Here is a 20,500-nt window from a genome sequence, read left to right on the forward strand (position 1 = left end):
TCCCGCGGCCTCCACCCCACGCGCCTGAGCTCCGGCGCGGGGCGGCGCGGCGATCACCCTAGCCGGACCGAGCCGTGGTGATCGCAGTGATCGCCGTGCGGATGGTGCAGGTGCGCGCCGACGAGGTAATCGAAATGATCGCCGTGGGGCACGGCCTGATGGCCGCAGCCTGCCCCGTGCGTGTGCGCCTTCGCGTGGTCGGCGCATGCATGGCCCGGCGTGCACGCGTCAGGGTTCTCCTTGCCGACCGAGAGCACGTGCTCATCGAAGTGATCGCCGTGCGGATGATGCAGGTGTCCGTCGTGCAGGTAATCGACGTGGTCCTCGTGACGCAACGCCTGATGTCCACATCCCTGCCCATGAACATGGGCGTGCGCTTCATGCGTCTGGTGGTCGTCCATCGACTTGCATCCTTTCCATCAATGCTGGCTTCGAGCTCAGGTGACGGCTCGAAGTGGGGGCAACATGGGGCCCCGACGCGCACTGCCGCAAGGAGCAACCTGACGCGCATGCCGTGGACGAGCGGGCCGCGCTCGCTCGCCCTGCGGCGCCGCGGCGCTCAGCGGATCCAGTACCTGCCGATGAGCACGAGCGCCATCGCCCAGAGCACCACCCCGATGCCCGCCGCGACGAGCATGGCCTTTGGCAGGCGCCTGCCGTGCTGCACGAGCCGTCCCAGCGTCCCGGCGGAGCCGCCGCCGCGCGCCGCGCTCTCCGGCGCGAGGCCGACGTCGCCGCCGAGGCCGGTGTCCGAGGCGCGCCGCCCCTTCTGTCCCCGGAAGCGCTCGGCGCGCAGCTCGCGGAGGACGGCCTCGAGCTCCTTCGCGAGCGCGCCCGCCGAGGCGATCCGTTCGTCGCGCTCGCGGCGGAGGCACGTTTCGACGAGCTGACAGAGGCGCGGCGGGAGCCCTGGCCTGCGCGCGGCGATCGGATCGCAATCCTTGCTCAGGATCCGGACCATCAGCGCGTTGTAGTTCGGCGCCTGATGCGGGGTCGTCCCGGTCAACGCCTCGTACATGACGACGCCCAGCGACCAGATGTCGGCGCGGGCGTCCACGTCCTCGCGCCCCGCGGCCTGCTCGGGCGACATGTAGGCCGGCGAGCCGACGACGCAACCCGTGCGGGTCAGCGAGAAGTTGTGCTCCTTCTCCAGGACCTTGCTGATCCCGAAGTCAAGGATCTTCCCCACGAGCTCGCCCAGGTGGTTGCGGTGCACATAGATGTTCGCGGGCTTCAGATCGCGGTGGATGATCCCTTGCTGATGGGCCATGTCGAGCGCCCGCGCGAGGCCGAGGAAGAGCTCGACCAGCACCTCCGGAGCGATCGTGCTCTCGCGCCGCAGCCACTCGTCGAGCCCCTCGCCGACGAGCAGCTCGAACACGAGGAACGGAGAGCCGTCCTCGGCCTGACCGAGGTCGAGGATCTCGACGATGCTCGGGCTCCGCAGGCGTCCGCTCGCCTTCGCCTCGTTGAAGAAGCGCTGGAGCGCGACGGCGTCCCCGGCCACCTCGGGGCTCATCACCTTGAGCGCCACGTCGCGGTCGATGAGCACGTTCTTCGCGGCCCACACCGACCCGCTGGCGCCTTGGCCCAGGAGCTTCACGAGCCGGTAGCGAGACTGGATGAGATCGCCGGGGTTCACTGCTGCGCCGAGGTGTCGCTGGGGAGCTGAGGGAACTGAAGGAACCGAGGGAACCGAGGAAACAGACCAACCGGCGGACCGGAGGACCGCGGGACCGGCGGCCGAGGAGGAGCTGGCTTGACGCCGCCCCCACCGGAGCCGGACCGGAGGATAACCCGAGCCATGGACGAGCGGTACCGCGGTGCGGCGCGCTCCAGCAGGAAGCAAAAGTTCGCGGTGCGAGGGGGCGATAGCCCACCTCGTCGCCTCCGCGGGCGCAGAGATCCGTGGATTTTGCGATACCGCGGCGCTTCGACTCGACGTCACCGGCGCGCGCCGAACACGACGGCCAGCGATGAAGAGCCCGGACAGCGAGGGGCACAGCGCAATTTTCTTGTGCGCCGGCCCCTGCTCTGTCCTCGGAGGTGGGGGCGATCAGACGTCGTAGTAGAGGAAGAACTCGTGCGGGACCGGGCGGAGCCGGACCGCGTCGACCTCGCGCTCGCGCTTGTAGTCGAGCCAGGTCTTGAGGATATCGCGGGTGAAGACGTCGCCGCGGAGCAGGAACTCGTGGTCGCGCTCGAGGGCGCCGAGGGCCTCGTCGAGCGAGCCCGGCATGTGCGGCACTTCCTTGAGCTCCTCGGGCGAGAGCGCGTAGATGTCCTTGTCGAGCGGGTCGCCCGGATCGATCCGGTTCTGGACGCCGTCGAGGCCGGCCATCATCATGGCGGCGAAGGCGAGGTACGGATTGCAGCTCGCGTCCGGGAAGCGGACCTCGATGCGGCGGCCCTTCGGGCTGTTGCCGGGGGCCAGCGGGATGCGGATCGACGCCGAGCGGTTGCGGCTCGAGTACGCGAGGTTCACGGGAGCCTCGTAGCCCGGGACGAGCCGGCGGTAGCTGTTCGTCGTCGGGTTGGTGAGCGCCGCGAGCGCCTTTGCGTGCTTCAGGATGCCGCCGATGTACCAGAGGCCCGTGTCGGACATCCCGGCGTAGCCGTCGCCGGCGAAGAGCGGCTTGCCCTCCTTCCAGAGCGACTGGTGGCAGTGCATGCCGCTGCCGTTGTCGCCGTAGAGCGGCTTCGGCATGAACGTCACCGACTTGCCGTTCTTGCGGCCGACGTTCTTGATGACGTACTTGAACCACATGAGGTTGTCGGCCATCGCCGTCAGCGTCGAGAACTTGATGCCGATCTCGCACTGGCCGGCCGACGCCACCTCGTGGTGGCCGACCTCGACCGCGATGCCGGTCTCGATCAGCGTGGACATCATCTCCCCGCGCAGATCGCCGAGCGTGTCGGTCGGCGCGACGGGGAAGTAGCCCTCCTTCGACCGGATCTTGTGCCCGAGGTTCGGGCCGGCCTTGCCGGCGTTCCAGACCGCTTCGTCGCTGTCGATCTCGTAGAAGGCGCCGCGCTGCGAGCTCTCGTAACGGACCGAGTCGAAGACGAAGAACTCGGCCTCGGGCCCGAAGTAGGACGTGTCGGCGATGCCGCTCGCGCGGAGGTGGTTCTCGGCCTTCTGGGCGATGTAGCGCGGGTCGCGGCCGTAGGGCTGGCCGGTCACCGGATCGCTGATCTTACAGATCATGCTCAGCGTCTTCTGGGCATGGAACGGGTCGAGCTTCGCCGTCGACGGGTCGGGCGTCATCAGCATGTCGCTCGCGTTGATCGGCTGCCATCCGCGCACCGACGAGCCGTCGAAGCCGATCCCCTCCTCGAAGAGATCCTCGTTCAGGCGGGACGCCGGGATGGTCGTGTGCTGCCAGATGCCGGGCAGATCGATGAACTTGAGATCGACAAATTTTACGTCGTTTTCCTTCGCAAACGCGACGACATCTTTCGCCTTCATGATCTTCTCTACCTCGCTGACTCGCTGCTCTCGCTGTATGTGACTCGACGGTGCGCGGGCTCGTGCTCGCTGTTCGCTTCTCGGTTGTCGGTCGTCGATCCTCGAGCCTGTGACCCGCCGCGAATGCCCTGTGACGCTCTGCCGGCGGCGCGCCTCCTAGATGGCGTCCTCGCCGCGCTCCCCCGTGCGGATCCGCACGGCCTCCTCGACGGGGACGACGAAGATCTTGCCGTCGCCGATCCGACCCGTCTTGGCGCTCTTCTCGATCGCGTCGATCACGTCGCTGACCATGCTGTCCGGCACGACGATGTCGACCTTCACCTTCGGCACGAAGTCGACGACATACGCCGACCCTCGATAGACCTCTTTCTTGCCGCCGGTCCGACCGAAGCCCTTTACCTCGGTCACCGTCATGCCCTGAATCCCGACCTCGGCGAGGGCGTCCTTGACCTCGTCGAGCTTGAACGGCTTGATGATCGCCTCGACCTTTTTCATTGCGCACGCCTGTGGTGACCGGGTGCCCGCCAGGGTGGAAGACCCGGGCGCTCACCCGAAAGGCCCCGCCGGAGCAGAGCTGGTAAAGGGGGGACACCTCCGCCGGCGGCCTCCCATCGATGTGCCGGGCGCCGCCCGGCTTCCGATCCGTGACGGGGGCGGCCCGGTCCACCGAGCCTTGCCCGACACTGTCAACGACTCAGGGACCCATCCAGCGGAGCCGGATCGGCGCCCCTTCACCCCGGACGCTGGCGCGCGACCGAAGGTCCAGGCTGGTGTACCCAAGCTCATGTTTCCGGAATGTTTCGCGCATCCTGCGAGCGTGAGAAAAGTGCATCGGGCGTCAGAAAATCGGAGCCCGCTTACTTTTTTCACAGCTCCACCTGCGCAAGGCAGAGCCCGCTTGCGCGGCGGCGGCGCCGGGGGGGTGAGAATCCGCTTACGCACCGCGGCGCCGGAGGTGGGTCCCCGCGTTGTTCCATGGCCAGCCCGGCATGGAATCCGCTTTCACGGCGCCGTCCTGGAACCGCTGAGCTCGCTCGTGCGGCGCCCGGGAAGGGATCGGCCCCTCCCTGACGGGTCATGCTGCGCTCGCCATTGTTCTTGCGACGCGGCTCGAATAGGCTGCGCTGGCGAATCCAGTCGCGGGACAGCCCTGCCTGATGGCTTTGCCGAACAAAGCGAAGATCCCGGTAGGCACGGTCCTCGCCGGAAAATACCGCATCACACGCGAGATCGGGCGCGGTGGCATGGCTGCCGTGTACGAGGCCGAGCACATCGACATCGGCAAACGCGTGGCGATCAAGGTGCTCGCCCAGGAGCTGACGACCTCAGCCGTCGTGGTCGAGCGCTTTCTCCGAGAGGCCCGGGCCGCCGCGTCGATCCGCAGCCCCTTCATCTGCGACGTCTACGACTCCGGCAAGCTCGAGGACGGGCGGCCCTTCCTGGTGCTCGAGCTCCTCGAAGGCGAGTCGCTGTACGAGCGGATGACCGTCATCAGGTACCTCGACCCCGAGACCACCGTGACGGTGGTCTCCCAGGTGTGTCGAGGCCTCACCAAGGCGCACGCCGCCTCCATCGTCCACCGCGACCTCAAGCCGGAGAACATCTTCCTCACGAAGGATGAGGAGGGCCGGCTCTGCGCGAAGATCCTCGATTTCGGCCTCGCGAAGTTCTACGCGCCGGTCGACGGAGGCGACGCGCAGGCGCGCCTCACCCGCGAGGGCGCGGTCTTCGGAACACCGGCTTACATGAGCCCGGAGCAGGTGCGCGGCCAGGGAGCGGTCGACCACCGCGCGGATCTCTGGGCGCTCGGCTGCATCACGTACGAGTGCCTCACCGGCCGCACCGTCTGGCAGACCGAGCAGGGCGTCGCGATGACGTTCGCGCAGATCGCCAACGCGCCCCTGCCGCAGCCCGCGGCGCTCCGCCCCGACCTCCCGGCGAGCTTCACAACGTGGTTCGAGAAGGCGCTCGACCGCTCGATCGATCGCCGGTTCCAGACCGCGAGGGAGTTCGCCGACGAGCTGTCGGTCGCGCTCGGCGTCGCGCAGCCGACGCCGCCGCGCGGCGCGGAGCCGTCGCAGGCGGGGCTCGTCATGCCGGGCGGCGACGCGCCGGCCGACCTGTCGTTCGATCCGCCGGGGGTCGTCCGTGTGACCCCCAACGAATCACGGCGGACCGTCCCGTCGGGTCCGGCGGAGCGCGGGGGAGATCCGTTCGCCGGGCTGGACAGCTCGGGCGCGCCCGGCGCCGCGATCGCCGGGCGCGTGAGCCAGGGCGCGGGGCAGCAGATCACCTTCTCCGGGGGCTCGGGCGAGACATCGGTCCCCGATCCGCTGGCGCACGCGTCGCCGCCGAAGCGGGGCGGCGCCGGGCGCGCGCTCGTCGTGTTCGGCGTGCTCGCGCTCGTCGCGGGCGGCGCCTACGCGGGTTACCGCCAGTTCCTCAAGCCGACGTCCCTGCCGCCCGTCTCGTCGACCACCGCGGCGCCGTCGGCCACCAGCGCCCCCTCGGCCTCCGCCGGGGCCAACGTGCCGGCGCGCGCCGACGCCCACGCCGAGCCGCCTGGCCTGGCGTGGCCGCCGCTCGTCGCGCAGGCGCAGGAGGCCGTCGCCGCCGGCGATCTCAAGGCGGCGCTCAGGCTGCTGAAGGACGCTCAGGACAAGGGTAACCACCCTGTGCCGCGGACGCTGAGCGAGAACGTGCAGATCGCCCTGAAGGACGCGAGCGGCAAGGCGGCATGCGCGCTCACCGGCCTCGCGAGGCCGCGCACGCACGATCTGGTGCGCGAGGGCGGCCGCGCCGTCGGAGCCAGCCGGCCTTCGATCGCGCTCGGCCCGCGCGGCGCGGTGGTCACCTGGACGGACTCGCACGAGGGCACCGAGCACGCCTACACGACGACGCTGGACGGCGCGATGCGGCCGTCGTCGCCGGCGCTCGACGTGACGCCCGAGGGCCGCGCCATCGGGCGCCCCGAGCTGACCTCGGCAGGCGATCGGCTGGTGCTCACCTACTGGGACGGCAAGGGACCGGAGGCCGGCGTGCACGTGCGCTGGCTCGACGCCAACGGGCGGATCGACGGCCCCGCCGTGATGGTCGCGCCCTTCCCTCGCGGAGGGAACTCGTGGCCCTCGCTCGCGCGCGCCGCCGAGGGGTTCCTGATCGCGTGGTCGGACGACGGCGACAACGCCTCCGAGGACCTCTTCATGCGTCGCCTTTCGCCGAACCTCGATCCGGCGGGCGACATCATCCGGCTGACCGACGTCACCCCGACGGGCCCCTCGAAGCCGCGCGTCCGCTTCCCCTCGGTGGCGGTGACGAACGACGTGATGCACCTCGCCTTCCGCTTCGATCGCGAGCCGACGCGGGTCATCCAGTACATGCGCCTCCCGCTCGCGAACGCCAGCAAGGGCCTCCCGCCGGCCAGCCCTGGCAAGCGCGCCGACCGCGCGCTCGGCGACCTGTCGCTCGTGAACAGCGATCGGGTCCGGAGCGACAGCCCCTCGCTCGCCTGCGGCGCGAGCGGCTGCTTCGTCGTCTGGCACGGCGAGGCCCCGCTCGGGGGCGCGTCGGCCGCCTACATCGATCCGGCCAAGGGCCAGCCGATCTGGCGCAAGCGGTTCTCGAAGTCGGGCGCGCGCCCGTCGATCGCGATCGCGCCGAGCGGGCAGGCGCAGCTCGTCTGGTTGGAGGGGGGCCGCCTGCTCACCGCGTCGATCAACCGCGACGGCGTCGGCGCGCCCACGAAATTCGCCCGCGTCAGCGGGGATCAGCCGGCGCCCTCGATCAGCCCCGGCGCGAAGCCCGGAGAGTGGTATGTCGCCTGGCTTGACTACGAGGCGGGTCATCTCGAGCCCTACGCCGCCCGCATCCAGTGCCGGTGACCCCATGCTCATCCTCCCACCTCGAAGCGAGGTCCGCGCCCGTCCCATCGAGACCGAGCGGCTGATCCTCGTGCCGATCGACCCGTCCGACGGGCCCGAGCTCTGGCTCGCCGTCAACGGCTCGCGCGCCTACCTCCAGCGCTGGCTGCCCTGGGTGCAGTTCCACACGGATCCGGCCGCGAGCGTGCGCTTCGCCGAGGCGTGCGCCGCCGACTGGGATCACGGCAGGGCGCTGCGCTTCGTGATCCGCGAGCGCGCGCACCGCTCGCTCGCCGGGGTGGTGGGGCTCGAGGCGTGCGTCCACCTGCACCGCTCCTGCGAGCTCGGCTACTGGCTCCGCAAGGAGGCGACCGGGCGCGGGCTCATGACCGAGGCCGCGAGGGCCGCGCTCGGGTTCGCGTTCGGCCACATGGGCGCGCACCGCGTTCGGGTTGCGGCCGCGACGGACAACCATCCTTCCCTCGCTGTCATCGGCCGGCTCGGCTTCCGCTTCGAGGGCATCGCCCGGCAGGCCGAGTGGTGCGACGGCCGCTGGCTCGACCACTCCGTCTTCGCGCTCCTGGCGACCGATCCCAGGTGAAGCCCGCTCACGAGGGCGCTCGCTCGCTAGTTCCCTCCGCGCGCCCGAGGTGGCCCGTGCGCCGCCCGAAGCGCGCTAGCATCCTGATTCCGCCGTGGCCCGCCGTCGTCGCCTCATCCGCTGGCCCCGCGGCACGACGCCGCTCGTGCCGCTCGCGCCCGCGATCGTGATCGTCGTGGGGATCGCCACGGCGGTGGCGATCGCGCTGATCGGCATCGGCCAGCTCGCGAAGATGAGCGATCAGGCCGCGAGCCTGCGCGCCGAGGTGCTGGCCGCGACGCTCTCGGCGCGGCTCCGCGGGACCATCGAGGGGGAGCGGACGGCGTTCCTGAGAGAGGCGGCGCGGCGGGCTGGGTCGGAGATCCTGCTCGTCGATCAGGGCGGTCACGTGCTGATCAACGAGAGCTTCAGCGCGCCGGCCAGGGCCGGCATCGTCCAGATGCTCACCCAGGGCAAGGGCGAGACGACGACCTCGCTCGGCCGCGTCCGGTTCGCGGCGCGCCCGCTGCACCCGCCGCTCTCTCACCTCTCGGTGCTCACCTTCGTCTCCGCGCCGAGCCCGCCGCCCGACTCGATCGCGCTCGGCAACGCCGTCGCGGCGCTCACGGTGCTGCTGCTCGGCGTGGCTGTCGCGGTCGCGCTCTCGTTCACCAAGTCGGCGCGCGACGATGTCGACTACCTGCGCGAGCGCATCACGGCGATGGCGCGCGGACAGGGCCAGAGCGCGCTGCCCACGGACGTGATCCAGGCCGAGCCCGTGCCGATCAGGTCGCTCGACCAGGTCGGCCTCCTGACGGCGGCCTTCAACCTCCTGATCACCCGCTTCGCCGCGGCGGAGCGCACCTACCGGGCGGACCTCCAGCAGGCCTCCGCGATGGATCGCGAGCGCTCGGCGTTCCTCGCGGGGCTGAGCCACGAGCTGCGCACGCCGCTCAACGCCATCCTCGGGTTCGCGCACGTCCTGGAGAGCGAGGTCGACGGGCCGCTCAGCCAGGACGCGCGCGAGGCGCTGTCGGTCATCCGGCAGAGCGGCGAGCACCTGCGCACGCTCATCGACGACATCCTCGACCTCTCGGCGCTCGAGACGGGCAAGCTCCAGCTCTCCCGCCGCGCCGTCAACCTCCGCGCCCTCGTCGACCAGGTGATGCGGGAGGCGTCCGCGGCGGCGCGCGACAAGCCCCTCCAGCTGCGCGTCACCGGGGACCACACCCTGGTCGCGCACGCCGATCCGCGGAGGGTGCGGCAGATCCTGACGAACCTCGTCTCGAACGCCGTCAAGTTCACGGCCCGCGGCTCGGTGACGGTCAGCATCACGGGGCGCGGCCGCTACGCGGCGATCGTCGTCCAGGACACCGGCCCCGGCATCCCGCCGGAGGAGACGTCGGCGGTCTTCGAGGAGTACCGACAGACCGGCGACGTGCGCTCGCGCCGGGCCGGGACGGGGCTCGGGCTCTCGATCGCGCGGCGCCTCGTGCTGATGCACGGCGGGACGATCCAGCTGGAGAGCGAGCTCGGGCGGGGCTCGACCTTCACGATCACCCTGCCGATGTGGATCGTGCAGCAGCCCCTGTTCGCGCCGACCCCGCCCACGCCCGACGCGGCGGCGCCGCCGGGGAACGATCCCGGCGCCGGCGGCCCCCAGGGGAGGATCGCATGACCGAGGAGCGCATGAGGGACGACGCGATCCACTTCGCGAGGCGCGTGCTCGTCCGCCAGGCGCTGGTCGGCGTCGCCGCGTTCGGGGCGATCGCGGCGCTCGCGCCGAAGCTGCTCATCCTGGAGCAGCGCGTCGCCGCCAGCGTGCTCTCGGTCGGCGCCAAGATCGCGCTCGCCGCGATCTGCGCGACCACGCTGCTGACGCTGCTCCGGCTGCGCACCCACCAGAACCTGCTGCGCTCGCTCGTGATCGGCTCGCGCGACATCGATCACGAGGAGCTCGAGCGGTTCGCCGGGCTCCCGACCTCGCTGGCGCTGCGCTTCGTGCTGGCGAGCTCGACGATCTCGAGCCTCATGATGATCCCCGGGATCAGGCCGGAGAAGCTCGACGACGGCCGCGCGGTCAGCCTGCTCATCCTCGCGATCACGATCCTCAGCGCGTCCGCGATCCCGCACTACGTGCTGACGCGCGCCGCGGCGTTCAGCCTCTTCGAGATCAGCCCGGCCGAGGCGATCGGGGCCTTGCTCGAGACCGCCGAGCTCTACCAGACGCCGCGCCGGCGAGTCACCTCCAAGCTGCTCCTGGCCGTCGCAACGCCGGTGCTGCTCGTCGGCGTCGGGGCGGTGCTCATCGCGAACGCGCACCTCCAGACGTTCATCGAGCGCAGCCGGCGCTCGACCGCGGGGCTCATCGCGCGCACGGCGCTCGACCCGTCGCTCGGGGCCATCGACGCGGCCGGCCGCAACGACGTCGTGGCCTCGGCGGCGGAGTTCGGGTTCCTCGCGCGCCTGGAGCACGACTGCGTGGGCGCGGAGCCCTCCTTCGGCCGCGAAGCCGACGGGCAGATCGCCGTGATCACGCCGCTCGACTACGGCTGCGTCAACACCCGGTTCTCCGCCGACCTCGAGCCCTCGGCCGCGATCTGGGGCGCGCTCGTCGCGCTGCTCGCGGTGCTGGTCGCCGCCGCGCTCGGCAACCTGTTCGGCCGCGTCCTCGCTGCCGATCTCGTGCACGCCACGAAGCAGGTACGCTTGCTCGGCACGGACAGCGTGCTCCGCGGCGCCACCCAGATCGCGCGCCCCGCCCGGTTCGCCGTCGTCGCCAGGCTCGGGCACGCCATCGAGGACCTCGCCGAGCGCTTCCGCGTCTTCGCCGCGGCGCAGGAGCGCGCGCTCGAGTCCCGCGAGGCGGCGCAGCGCATGCGCGGCCTCCTGTTCGCGAGCGTGAGCCACGACCTGAAGAGCCCGCTGAACGCCATCCTCGGGTTCGCCGAGCTCGTGGGCCAGGAGGATCTGACCCCCGCGCAGCGCGAGAGCCTGGAGCTCATCGCGACGCGCGGCCGGGAGCTCCTCGGCCTCATCGAGTCGATCCTCGACGCCGCCCGCGTCGAGGCCGGGCAGCTCACGCTCGAGCCTCAGCCGACGTCCGTCGGCTGGCTCATCGCGGGCGCGCTCCGCAAGGCGCGCGAGCTCGCGAGCGACGCCGGCGGCGAGGTCGTCATCGAGGTCGGCGACACGTTGCCGCTGATCCCCGTCGATCAAGCGTACGCGACGCGCGCGATCGCGGTCATCGTCGCGCACGCGCTCCGGACCGGCGCGGCCGACCCGTCGGCGCGCCTCGTGCGCCTCACGGCGACGATGGCCGGCGAGTTCAACAACGAGGTCCGCATCGACATCGAGTACGGCAGCCGCGACGTGCCGCCGGACGAACTCGAGGCCCTGTTCAGCCGGCAGACCACGGCGCGCGGGCGCGGCCTGACGCTCGGCCTCAGTCACGCGCGATCGGTGATCGAGCTCCACGGCGGCTCTCTCGAGGTGGACGGCGCCCCCGACGGCCGGCCGCTCTGCCGCGCTCGTCTACCGCGCATCCCGCCCCCTCGCCGTCCCCGCCTGTCCTCGGTCCCCGCGCTCGGCTGAGGTCGCCCAGCGCCCCGCGGCGACCCGCGCCGCCGCCGCGGGGATCACTTCCCTTCGCTGCTTGCACGCGGTACGCCCGTGGCATGCCTGAACGGGCGCTCTCTCCTGCCGAGACAGGCGACGACGATCGCTTCGACCGCCTCTTCCGGCCTGCCTCGCTCGCCGAGTACGTCGGTCAGGCCAAGCACACGGAGAACCTCAAGGTCTTCGTCGAGGCCGCGCGCCGGCGGCGCGAGCCGCTGGACCACATGCTGTTCTGTGGCCCGCCCGGCCTGGGCAAGACCACGCTCGCCCACATCATCGCCCGCGAGATGGGCGTCGCCCTCCACGTCACGAGCGGACCGGCGATCGAGCACAAGGGCGCGCTGGCCGGCTTGCTGACGAAGCTGGAGCGCAACGACGTGCTGTTCATCGACGAGATCCACCGGCTCACGCCGGCGGTCGAGGAGAGCCTCTACCCCGCGATCGAGTCGTTCAACATCGACATCATGACCGGTGACGGCCCGTACGCGACGACGATCCAGCTCGCGCTGAAGCCCTTCACGCTCGTGGGCGCGACGACCCGCACCGGGCTGCTCACCGCGCCGCTCCTGTCGCGCTTCGGCCACGTCGTCCGCCTCGACTTCTACCCCGTCGAGGAGCTCGAGCGCATCGTGCAGCGCAGCGCCGGCCTGCTCGACGTGCCGATCGACGCCGGCGGAGCGCGCGAGATCGCGGCGCGCGCGCGGGGGACGCCGCGCGTCGCCAACCGCCTCCTGCGCCGCGTCCGCGACTTCGCCGAGGTGCTGGGCGACGGCGCGATCACGATGGAGATCGCGCGGAAGACCGCGGAGCGGCTCGAGATTGACGCCGCCGGCCTCGACGAGATGGATCGCCGGCTGCTGCGCGTCATCGTCGATCACTACGACGGCGGGCCTGTGGGCATCGACACCCTGGCCGCGGCGCTCAGTGAGCCACGCGACACGATCGAGGACGTGTACGAGCCGTTCCTGCTCCAGCAGGGCTTCGTCGGCCGCACGCCGCGCGGCAGGGTCGCGACCCGCCGCGCCTACGAGCACCTGGGCATCGCGGCTCCAGCGGCAAAGCAGGGGGATCTCTTCTCCTGATCCCAGCGCCGCGCGGGCCGCGCAATGCGTTGCGCAACGCCGCGCAACGCCGCGCAACGCCGCGCCGATGTCCGGAATTCTCTCATCGCTCCAGCCTGGAGTCGCTAAGCTTGGCGTGTGCCTCGCCGTGATCCTGTGCTCGTCGTGGACGACGACGCCGTCAGCCGGCAGATGCTGCTGCACGCGCTCGCCGATGCGGGCATCGAGGCCGTCGCGGTCACCTCGGGCGCGGACGCGCTCGCCTGGCTCAAGGCGAGCGTGCCCGCGCTCGTGCTGCTCGACCTCGTGATGCCGCCCCCTGACGGCTACGTGGTCCTCAGCGCCGTGCGGGACGCCCCTCGGACGCAGGACGTCCCCGTCGTCGTGCTGACCGCGCTCGACGCGGACGAGGAGGTCGCCCGCGCCTTCGAGCTCGGCGCGGACGATTTCATCCGCAAACCGTTCCGCCCTGCCGAGCTCATCGCGCGCATCCGCGGGCAGCTCCGGATCCGGGACTACGTCGACGCACTCGCGCGCAAAGAGCACGACGCGAAGGTGGTCCTCGAGCTCACCCAGGCGCTCTCCTCGACGCTCGACTTCCGGAACATCCTCTTCACGGTCGTGCGGCGCATCGCCGAGGTGGCGCGCGTCGACCGCTGCAGCATCGTCCTCGTGCGCGACGCGGGCGACGTCGGCTACGTGGTCGCCGCGAGCGACGACAAGGAGCTGCGGGATCTGCCGATCGATCTCGGCAAGTACCCGGAGATCCAGCGCGTCATGCGCACGGGCGACGTGCTCGTCATCGACGACGCGAAGGCGCACCCGCTGTTCGACATCGTGCGCGCGGAGCTCCCGGAGAACGCGTTCCGCTCGCTGGCGCTGCTGCCGATCCTGTTCGAGGACAAGCCGCTCGGCGTGCTCTTCTTGCGCGGCCGGCAGCCTGTAGCTCCCCACGCGCACGAGCTCTCGCTGGCCCGCACGGTCGCGAGCGCCACCGCGATCGCCCTGCGCAACGCGCGCATCCTGCAGTCGCTCCGCGATCAGACGCAGCAGAGCACCTTCGCCCGGTTCGAGGCGGAGCGCCGGCTGAAGGCGCTCCAGCGCTACGCCGACTTCTTCTATTCGACGGCCGACGGCATCGTCGTCGTCGATCCTGACGGTCACATCCTCTTCTCCAACCCGCGCGCGCAGGCGATCACCGGGCGCACGGCGGAGGACCTCGAGAGGGCGAACCTGGCCGATCTCGTCGACGCGCGCGAGCACCCTCTCCTCGAGGAGATCCGGGCCGGCTTCGCCAAGGGATCGTTCCCGCACATGGTGGACTTCACCGTGCGGCGGGGCGAGCACGAGCGGCTCATCCTGAGCTTCAGCTTCAGCAGCGTCCTTCGCGAGGAGAGCGGCGCCGTCCTGGTCAGCTTCCGCGACGTCACCACGGAGCGCGCCACCGAGGCGGAGCTCACCAAGACCAAGGAGTTCCTGGAGCGCGTCATCGACAGCTCGGTCGACGCGATCGTCTCGGCCAACATGGAGGGCGTCGTCCTGCTCTTCAACCGCGCCGCCGAGCGGATCTACGGGTATGACGCGAAGGAGGTCGTCGGCGTGATGAACGCCCGCGCGCTCTACCCCGACCACAACGCCGAGCACATCATGAGGCTCATCCATGCGAAGGAGCACGGCGGTCCCGGCCGGCTCGAGGGCTACCGGACCGAGGTCCTGGCCAGGGACGGGTCGCGCATCCCGGTGCACCTCTCCGCGGCGCTGATCTTCGAGAACGGCGTCCCGGTCGGCTCCGTCGGCATCTTCACGGACCTGCGGGAGCGGATGCGGATGGAGGCCCGCCTCACCGAGGCGCAGGAGGAGCTCCGCGCTCGCGAGAAGCAGGCCATCATCGCCGAGCTCGCGGGCGCGGCCGCGCACGAGCTGAACCAGCCGCTCACCAGCGTGCTCGGCTACGCCGAGCTGATCTGCCGCCGGATCGACGACGCGTCCCCCATCAAGGGGGCCGCGGCCACGATCCGCAGCGAAGCCGAGCGGATGGCGGAGATCGTCCGCAAGATCGGCAAGATCACCCGCTATGAGACGAAATCCTATGTCGGCGCCGCGAAGATCATCGATCTCGACCGGTCGAGCGGCGACGACCCGAACAGGGTGATCGGGTGAGCGGAAAGACCGCGGAGCGCCTGGGGGAGCAGCCATTGTCCGACGCTCCCGTCACGCTCCGGAAGCCCCTCACCCGGGACATCCCGATCGAGTGGGTGGACAGCCTGCTGATCGCGTCGAGCGAGCTGGATCCGTCGGCCTCCATCGAGCAGCGCGCCTCGACGCTGCTCGGCGCGGCCGCGAAGGTGCTCACGGCCTGCGGGCTCGGCGTCTACATCCCCGGCGCGACGGGGGCGCAGGTGGCCGTCCGGGTCTCGCCGCGCGCTCGCCGCGACGACGTCCGCGATCCGGCGCGGCTCCTCCCGGAGTTCGCCTTCGAGCGCGTCGTGGCCATCGAGCCCGGAGGTCGGTCGACGATGCACATCGCGGCCGACGACGCCGCGTACCTCGACAGCGCGCCGGTAGAGGCGCTGGTCGACCGGCTCGTGCTCACCCTGGGTGCGTCGCTCCGCGAGGCGCGCGCGCACGACTCGCTGCGCGCTCAGGTCATCCAGGCCGAGAAGCTGGCCTCGCTCGGGAAGATGGCCGCAGGCGTCGTGCACGAGCTCAACAACCCGCTCACCTCGATCCTCGCCTACTCCGAGTACCTGCGCCGCAAGGGCGAGCGAGGCGGCTTCGACCCCTCGGACATCGAGCGGCTCGCGAGGATCAACGACGCGGCGGATCGCATCCGCCGGTTCTCGCGCGACCTGATCGCCTACGCGCGGCCGTCCACGGAGAAGCCGGGCGCCGTCTCGCTCCACGACATCATCGAGCGCGCGCTCGTCTTCTGCGAGCACCTCCTCGACCAGACCGGCGTCACCGTCGAGCGGTGCTTCGACGAGATCCCTCCGGTTTGCGGCGTCATCGACCCGCTGACGCAGGTGTTCGTGAACCTGTTCACGAACGCCGCGCACGCGATGCACGAGCGCGGCGGCTGCCTCGGCATCGCCACCGCGATGTCGCCGGAGGACGGCTACATCACGGTGACGATCCGCGACGACGGGCACGGGATCGAGCCCGAGCACCTGCCGAGGATCTTCGACCCCTTCTTCACGACGAAGACCGATGGAACCGGCACCGGCCTCGGCCTGAGCATCGTAAGGAACATCGTTGCCTCGCACGGCGGCAGCATCCGCGCGGATGCGCGCGCCCCGCGCGGGACGGTCTTCTCTCTGGATTTGCCGATCGCGCTGCCGTCCTCGGCCCGCCGCTGAGCAGGGGCGAGCTCCCCTCGGCTCAGGGCGCGACCTTGATGCCGATCACGAGCACACCGTCCATGTGCTGCTGACCCGCCACGAAGAAGTTCTCGCCGGCCTTGGCGTTCACCTCGAGCAGCGGCAGGAACGTGGTGCCACCCGGCTTCTGGATGCTCGCGCTGACGACGAAGCGCCTCGGCTCGTCCTTCTTCTTCGCGGCCACCACGTCCTTCAGCGACACCATGAGGACGCTGCCGTTCGGCAGCTTCGTCGTGGTCGGCTTCCCCTTCTGCAGGCTGACCTTCCGCCGTTCGAGGAGCTTGTAGCTGTTGTACGACGAGAACGGGGGCTTCCCGAGCTCGGGCATCTTGCCGATCTTCGGGTCGATGCCTTTCCCGTCGTTCGTCGCGTGGAGGATCACGATCTCGGACGTGACCTCGGCGTCTGACGGCGCCGCTTGCGGGGGCGCCGGCGCCTGCTCTTGCGCGACGGCAGGGGAAGGGCTCACGCCGAGCGCCAGGACCATGGTCGCGGTGATCGCACTCGCAAGAAATCTCATCACTGTCCTCCCGGACCGTCATCGGAGAGCCAGACCACCGTGGTCGTCGGGCCTGAAGCCACGGCCTCCTGCGGGACGTAAAAGATGGTGCCCATGCGTGCCCCGAAGTCGACCGCGGCGATCTCGACGCCGGGCTCGACCTCCCCCTCGAAGCTCGGCGCGGCGGCGGGCTCCTTCGCCGGCGCAGCGAGCAACGCGGAGGGCGCCTCGGGCGGCGGGGCGAGCAACGCGGAGGGCGCCGATGTCGTCAGCTCCGCGGTGGGTGTCTCCACGCCCATCTTGCCCCAGACCATCAAGGCGGCGGCCGCCGCCACGGCGAGCGCCGTCAGCGCGAAGATCCCTCGCGAGTTGTCGTTCGCCGGCGCTCCCTGGAGCCGCGCCCGAACGCGGGGCGGCTCGCCCGACGGCGACGCCGCGAGCGGCGGCGCGACGGCGCCCCCGTCCACCCGCGCGGCGCCCCCCTGCCCTTCGAGGATCTTCGCCATCACCCCATCGGCGATGCCGTCGGCCGCGCTGGAGGCCAGCGCGCTCTCCTGGATCATGTCGGCCGCGGTGACGAGCGCTGCGACCTTCGCTCGGCAGCGAGGGTCGTGGAGCACGTACTCCTCCACCTGCCGGTGGCGAGCCTCATCGAGCTCGCCGTCGACATAGAGCATCAGCTCCAGGTCCGTCGGCGGGGCGCTCGCTTCCCCGTGATTCGCCTTGCTGCTGTTGGCGGTGCTCACGCGATCTCCTCCGGGTCCTCTGCTGGGGCCTTGCCCTCTTCCTCCGCGTAACAGTCAGCGAGGGCGCGCTGAAGCTTCTGACGAGCGTGGAACAGGCGGCTCATGATCGTCCCCTTCGAGACCCCCATGGCCTGAGCCATCTCCTCGTACGACATGCCCTCCACCTCCCGCATCAGGATCACGCCTCGGTGGTAGGGCGGCAGCGCGTCGAGCGCGGCCTGGATGCGCCCGGCGATCTCCCGGCGCCGGACGACGTTGAGGGGGTCCGCGCCGTCGATCCGAGCGACGAGCGGGAAGTCGGACTGCTCGTCCGCCGCCTGGTTCTCCTGGAGCTCGAGGTCGCGGCGTCCCGGCTTCCGCATGAGGTCGATCGCCAGGTTCGTGACGATCCTGTAGAGCCAGGTGAAGAACGAGGAGCCCCCCTGAAAGGAGCCGAGGCCCTTGTAGACCCGGAGGAAGGCGTCCTGCACCAGCTCGCGCGCGTCGTTCTCGTCGCGGACGAGCCCCATCGCGATCGCGAACGCCCTGCGCTGGTGCCGTTCCACGAGCGAGCGGAAAGCCGCTTGGTCCCCCTTCTGCGCCCGCTCGATGAGCTCACGATCTTCCTCCGCTTCCCGCCGCCGCGCCTCGCGATTGGACGCACGGGCGGAAGCGCTATTCAGGCGCGGGTGGAGCTGCTTCGTTTCGGGGTGGTCGCCCTCCGCGGACAGCTCGTCGCCTTCCGCATCGCCCTCGCCGGGATCACCGGGAGGTGCGACCGGCTCGAGCTCGTCCGGGTGAGAAGGTGCAATGGCCACGGGGTCAGCTTACCTGAGGAGGCTGGGGGACGAGGGAGGTCGCGGAGCAGGCGGCCACGCACGGCGCGCGGCAGCCGGCGGACGTGCCGGGCGGCAGGTAGCGGCCGTCCGGCTCACGGCTCATCGGGCTCGTCGCTGAGCTCGGGTAGCTCGCCCAACGTGAGGCGGACATCAAAGACCCGCTCCAGCCGCGCGACGCGGAGCGTAATGACCTTGTTCACGCCGGCGATGCTCGCCATCCACCGGAGCTCGTTCGGGTCGGAAATCGCCTTTCCTTCGAAGCCGATGATCACATCGTCCGGCGCGATGCCAGCTCGGTCCGCGGGTCCGCCTGCCACCACGGTCTTCACCCACGCCCCCTTTCGATCGGGGCGCTTGAGCCGCCCCGCCTCGATCGAGTTGAGGACGTCGACGATCACCCCGACCTGGCTCCGCCGGATCTTGCCGTCACGGAGCAGCATCGGGAGCAACTGCCGGACCATGTTGATCGGGATCGCAAACCCGATGTTGTTCGCGTTGGCGCGCACGGCCGCGTTGATGCCGACCACCTCGCCCTTGAGGTTCAGGAGCGGGCCGCCGGAGTTGCCGGGGTTGATGCTCGCGTCCGTCTGGAGGAAGTTGAAGTAGCCGCTCGGGTCGAGCCCCTTCACGTCGTCCCGGGTGCGGCCCTTGGCGGAGAGGATGCCCGCCGAGACCGTGTGGGAGAGGCCGAAGGGGTTGCCGATCGCGACCACCCAGTCGCCGACCTCGATGGTGTCCGAGTCGCCCAGGGGAAGCGACGGGAGCCCCTTCTCCTCGACCTTCAGCACGGCGACGTCCGTGTGCTTGTCGCGGCCGATGACGGTCGCCTTGATGTCACGGCCGTCGACGAAGCTCACGAGGATGTCGGTCGCGCCCTCGATGACGTGGTTGTTCGTCAGCAGGAAGCCCTCTGGATCATAGACGAAGGCGGTCCCGAGCCCCTCGGCGACCGTGCGGCGGCGGCCGCCCGGCTGCTGCTGCCGCTCGACGCGCGCCTTGACCGTCGCGACCGCGGGATCGGCCCTGCGCGCGAGCGGCGCGAAGGAGCCGGGCATGCCCTCAGAGCGGACGATCGGGGGAGGAGGCGGCGCCGACGGAGGCGGCGGCGCGGTCGCCACCGGCACGGCGCCCGAGGGGACGGTGGAGCTGCTTGCGCTGGAAGAGTGGCCAGGAGAGGCCTTGCTGCACGAGGCGACCAGCCAGGCGAGGAGGACCCACGAGAGAGCCCTGGCGCCAACGGTCACGATCGTTTCGAGACCTCGAGGTAGCGCATCCGCAGATCGTAGAGCGCCTGCTCGAGCAACCTCTCCTCGTCGCCCGAGAGGTTCCCCTTCGTCTTCTCCTGGAGGAGCGACAGCAGATCGATGTCCTGATGCGCGAGGACCAGGTTCTGCTCTTCCCTGCCGTCAGGGCTGGGCGCGTCGCCGAGGTGCACGTACGCGGAGCCGATGATCGACAGCACGAAGGTCGAGAAGTCGAGCGTCGGCAGCTCCGGGGGGCTCCCGAACGGCGGAAGCTCTTCCCGATTCTTCGCGTCGCTCACTCTGCCCCGTCGTCGTCGAGATCGGGCTCGACCCGCGGCCCCTGCGCCGACGCGCCGAGCGCCGGCTGATCGACGGCGATCCCCTCGGCTTGCTCCTCCAGGTCCGGCAAGCCCGCGAGGTGCGCCTCGATGGTCCCGGCGCTGAGCGTCCCGCTCGCCAGCAGGCGCTCGCGCACCCGGCGATCGAGCTGCAGCTCCGTCAGCTTGCCCTTCTCACCTACGGTCATGATGTGATCTCCTCGGACAACCCGCCAGTTCGCAGCGGGCTTATGACGACTTCTTCGAGAGCGTCACGAGCACCCCCCCATCCCCGTGCTCGTGATGGTGGCCGTGATCGTGGTCGTGGTCGTGGTCGTGACCGCAGCAGCCCTCGCTCTCGGACTCCTCGATGCGCTCCTCCAGCTCGGCCTGAGCCTGCGCGATCTCCTCCTCGCTGGCGGCGCGCACGTCCTTGACCTGAACCTGAAAGCGCACCTTCTGGCCTGCCAGAGGGTGATTCGTATCCACCCGGAAGCCTTCGGGGAGGATCTCGATGACCCGGAGCGCGATCGGTGAGCCGTCCGGGCCCTGGGCGACGAACTCGTCGCCCACCTCGACAGCGCCGCCATCGGGGAAATCCGCCTTGTCGACCTCGAAGACGCCGGCGTCATCGCGCTCGCCGAACGCGTCCTCCGCCTCGACGGTGATCTCGCGCTGCTCGCCCGCGCGCAGCCCTTCCAGGGCACGCTCCAGCCCGGGCACGATCTGGGCATAGCCGTGCGTGTAAACGAGCGGCTCCGCGGTCGATGCCTCGTCCACCGTCTCGCCGTTTTCGTTGAAGAGGACGTAGGACAGCGTGACGACCGTATCCGTTGCGATGGGCAGCGACTCCATGGGGCGGCGGTTGGTCTGCCACGGCGGTTCCGCGGTTTCAAGCGAGGCGCGCTTGC

The 20,500-nt window shown here is 70.6% G+C and carries 18 protein-coding genes; 7 read left to right on the forward strand and 11 right to left on the reverse strand.

Going from position 1 to position 20,500, the window contains the following annotated elements:
- Positions 1-53 precede the first annotated feature (53 nt).
- From WMF29_RS38320 to WMF29_RS38335, 4 genes are all read right to left on the reverse strand, one after another.
- Positions 54-401, reverse strand: a complete 348-nt coding sequence (locus tag WMF29_RS38320; protein ID WP_437325052.1) for a hypothetical protein — start codon at positions 399-401, stop codon at positions 54-56.
- Between the two features lie 158 nt (positions 402-559).
- Positions 560-1,642: a serine/threonine-protein kinase gene (locus WMF29_RS38325; protein ID WP_437325053.1), complete on the reverse strand. Its 1,083-nt coding sequence runs from the start codon at positions 1,640-1,642 to the stop codon at positions 560-562.
- Between the two features lie 414 nt (positions 1,643-2,056).
- Positions 2,057-3,469: a type I glutamate--ammonia ligase gene (glnA, locus tag WMF29_RS38330; RefSeq protein ID WP_437276926.1), complete on the reverse strand. Its 1,413-nt coding sequence runs from the start codon at positions 3,467-3,469 to the stop codon at positions 2,057-2,059.
- A gap of 156 nt (positions 3,470-3,625) precedes the next feature.
- Positions 3,626-3,964 carry a P-II family nitrogen regulator gene (locus WMF29_RS38335; protein WP_012239819.1) on the reverse strand — a complete coding sequence of 113 codons (339 nt, stop codon included), beginning with the start codon at positions 3,962-3,964 and terminating at the stop codon, positions 3,626-3,628.
- A gap of 662 nt (positions 3,965-4,626) precedes the next feature.
- Here WMF29_RS38335 and WMF29_RS38340 point away from each other — a divergent pair.
- The 7 genes from WMF29_RS38340 to WMF29_RS38370 all read left to right on the forward strand — a co-directional run bounded on the left by WMF29_RS38340 (position 4,627) and on the right by WMF29_RS38370 (position 15,944).
- The gene (locus WMF29_RS38340) at positions 4,627-7,350 is read left to right on the forward strand and encodes a protein kinase domain-containing protein (protein ID WP_437325054.1); all 2,724 of its coding nucleotides are present in this window, start codon (positions 4,627-4,629) and stop codon (positions 7,348-7,350) included.
- A gap of 4 nt (positions 7,351-7,354) precedes the next feature.
- Positions 7,355-7,930 carry a GNAT family N-acetyltransferase gene (locus WMF29_RS38345; RefSeq protein WP_437276928.1) on the forward strand — a complete coding sequence of 192 codons (576 nt, stop codon included), beginning with the start codon at positions 7,355-7,357 and terminating at the stop codon, positions 7,928-7,930.
- A 94-nt stretch (positions 7,931-8,024) separates the two neighbouring features.
- Entirely contained in the window at positions 8,025-9,587 is a 1,563-nt protein-coding gene (locus tag WMF29_RS38350) for a sensor histidine kinase (protein WP_437325055.1), read from the forward strand.
- The gene (locus WMF29_RS38355; protein WP_437325056.1) at positions 9,584-11,503 is read left to right on the forward strand and encodes a sensor histidine kinase; all 1,920 of its coding nucleotides are present in this window, start codon (positions 9,584-9,586) and stop codon (positions 11,501-11,503) included. Before WMF29_RS38350 ends, WMF29_RS38355 begins: the two co-directional genes overlap by 4 nt.
- An 83-nt stretch (positions 11,504-11,586) precedes the next feature.
- On the forward strand, positions 11,587-12,609 hold the full coding sequence (ruvB, locus tag WMF29_RS38360; protein ID WP_272102872.1) for a Holliday junction branch migration DNA helicase RuvB: 1,023 nt from the start codon (positions 11,587-11,589) through the stop codon (positions 12,607-12,609).
- Positions 12,610-12,726: 117 nt separating this feature from the next.
- Positions 12,727-14,748, forward strand: a complete 2,022-nt coding sequence (locus WMF29_RS38365; RefSeq protein ID WP_437325057.1) for a PAS domain S-box protein — start codon at positions 12,727-12,729, stop codon at positions 14,746-14,748.
- A complete protein-coding gene (locus WMF29_RS38370) occupies positions 14,745-15,944 on the forward strand; it encodes a sensor histidine kinase (protein WP_437325058.1) in 1,200 nt (399 codons plus the stop codon). The genes WMF29_RS38365 and WMF29_RS38370 overlap by 4 nt, the downstream gene beginning before the upstream one ends.
- Before the next feature lie 22 nt (positions 15,945-15,966).
- On the opposite strand, the gene WMF29_RS38375 is transcribed toward WMF29_RS38370, so the two are convergent.
- From WMF29_RS38375 to WMF29_RS38405, 7 genes are all read right to left on the reverse strand, one after another.
- Positions 15,967-16,485, reverse strand: coding sequence for a hypothetical protein (locus WMF29_RS38375; protein ID WP_437325059.1), 519 nt, complete (start codon positions 16,483-16,485; stop codon positions 15,967-15,969).
- On the reverse strand, positions 16,485-17,210 hold the full coding sequence (locus tag WMF29_RS38380) for an anti-sigma factor family protein (protein ID WP_437325060.1): 726 nt from the start codon (positions 17,208-17,210) through the stop codon (positions 16,485-16,487). Before WMF29_RS38380 ends, WMF29_RS38375 begins: the two co-directional genes overlap by 1 nt.
- Positions 17,207-18,007 carry a sigma-70 family RNA polymerase sigma factor gene (locus WMF29_RS38385; protein ID WP_437325061.1) on the reverse strand — a complete coding sequence of 267 codons (801 nt, stop codon included), beginning with the start codon at positions 18,005-18,007 and terminating at the stop codon, positions 17,207-17,209. The genes WMF29_RS38380 and WMF29_RS38385 overlap by 4 nt, the downstream gene beginning before the upstream one ends.
- A 113-nt stretch (positions 18,008-18,120) precedes the next feature.
- Entirely contained in the window at positions 18,121-19,272 is a 1,152-nt protein-coding gene (locus WMF29_RS38390; RefSeq protein WP_437325062.1) for a S1C family serine protease, read from the reverse strand.
- Positions 19,269-19,571 (reverse strand): DUF1844 domain-containing protein, encoded by a 303-nt coding sequence (locus tag WMF29_RS38395; protein WP_272102865.1) that lies wholly within the window; start codon positions 19,569-19,571, stop codon positions 19,269-19,271. The genes WMF29_RS38390 and WMF29_RS38395 overlap by 4 nt, the downstream gene beginning before the upstream one ends.
- Positions 19,568-19,798 carry a hypothetical protein gene (locus WMF29_RS38400; protein ID WP_437325063.1) on the reverse strand — a complete coding sequence of 77 codons (231 nt, stop codon included), beginning with the start codon at positions 19,796-19,798 and terminating at the stop codon, positions 19,568-19,570. Before WMF29_RS38400 ends, WMF29_RS38395 begins: the two co-directional genes overlap by 4 nt.
- A gap of 40 nt (positions 19,799-19,838) precedes the next feature.
- Entirely contained in the window at positions 19,839-20,444 is a 606-nt protein-coding gene (locus tag WMF29_RS38405) for an FKBP-type peptidyl-prolyl cis-trans isomerase (RefSeq protein ID WP_437325064.1), read from the reverse strand.
- Between the last annotated feature and the right edge of the window lie 56 nt (positions 20,445-20,500).

The sequence above is a fragment of the Sorangium sp. So ce381 genome (genome assembly GCF_051473845.1).
GTDB lineage: Bacteria > Myxococcota_A > Polyangia > Polyangiales > Polyangiaceae > Sorangium > Sorangium atrum.

Excerpts from the sequence above, each read along its gene's own strand:
- WMF29_RS38400 (WP_437325063.1), bottom strand. The coding sequence starts at position 19,798 with ATGACCGTAGGTGAGAAGGGCAAGCTGACGGAGCTGCAGCTCGATCGC.
- glnA (WP_437276926.1), bottom strand. The coding sequence starts at position 3,469 with ATGAAGGCGAAAGATGTCGTCGCGTTTGCGAAGGAAAACGACGTAAAA.
- WMF29_RS38345 (WP_437276928.1), top strand. The coding sequence starts at position 7,355 with ATGCTCATCCTCCCACCTCGAAGCGAGGTCCGCGCCCGTCCCATCGAG.
- WMF29_RS38335 (WP_012239819.1), bottom strand. The coding sequence starts at position 3,964 with ATGAAAAAGGTCGAGGCGATCATCAAGCCGTTCAAGCTCGACGAGGTC.
- WMF29_RS38340 (WP_437325054.1), top strand. The coding sequence starts at position 4,627 with ATGGCTTTGCCGAACAAAGCGAAGATCCCGGTAGGCACGGTCCTCGCC.
- WMF29_RS38375 (WP_437325059.1), bottom strand. The coding sequence starts at position 16,485 with ATGAGATTTCTTGCGAGTGCGATCACCGCGACCATGGTCCTGGCGCTC.
- WMF29_RS38355 (WP_437325056.1), top strand. The coding sequence starts at position 9,584 with ATGACCGAGGAGCGCATGAGGGACGACGCGATCCACTTCGCGAGGCGC.
- ruvB (WP_272102872.1), top strand. The coding sequence starts at position 11,587 with ATGCCTGAACGGGCGCTCTCTCCTGCCGAGACAGGCGACGACGATCGC.
- WMF29_RS38405 (WP_437325064.1), bottom strand. The coding sequence starts at position 20,444 with ATGGAGTCGCTGCCCATCGCAACGGATACGGTCGTCACGCTGTCCTAC.
- WMF29_RS38320 (WP_437325052.1), bottom strand. The coding sequence starts at position 401 with ATGGACGACCACCAGACGCATGAAGCGCACGCCCATGTTCATGGGCAG.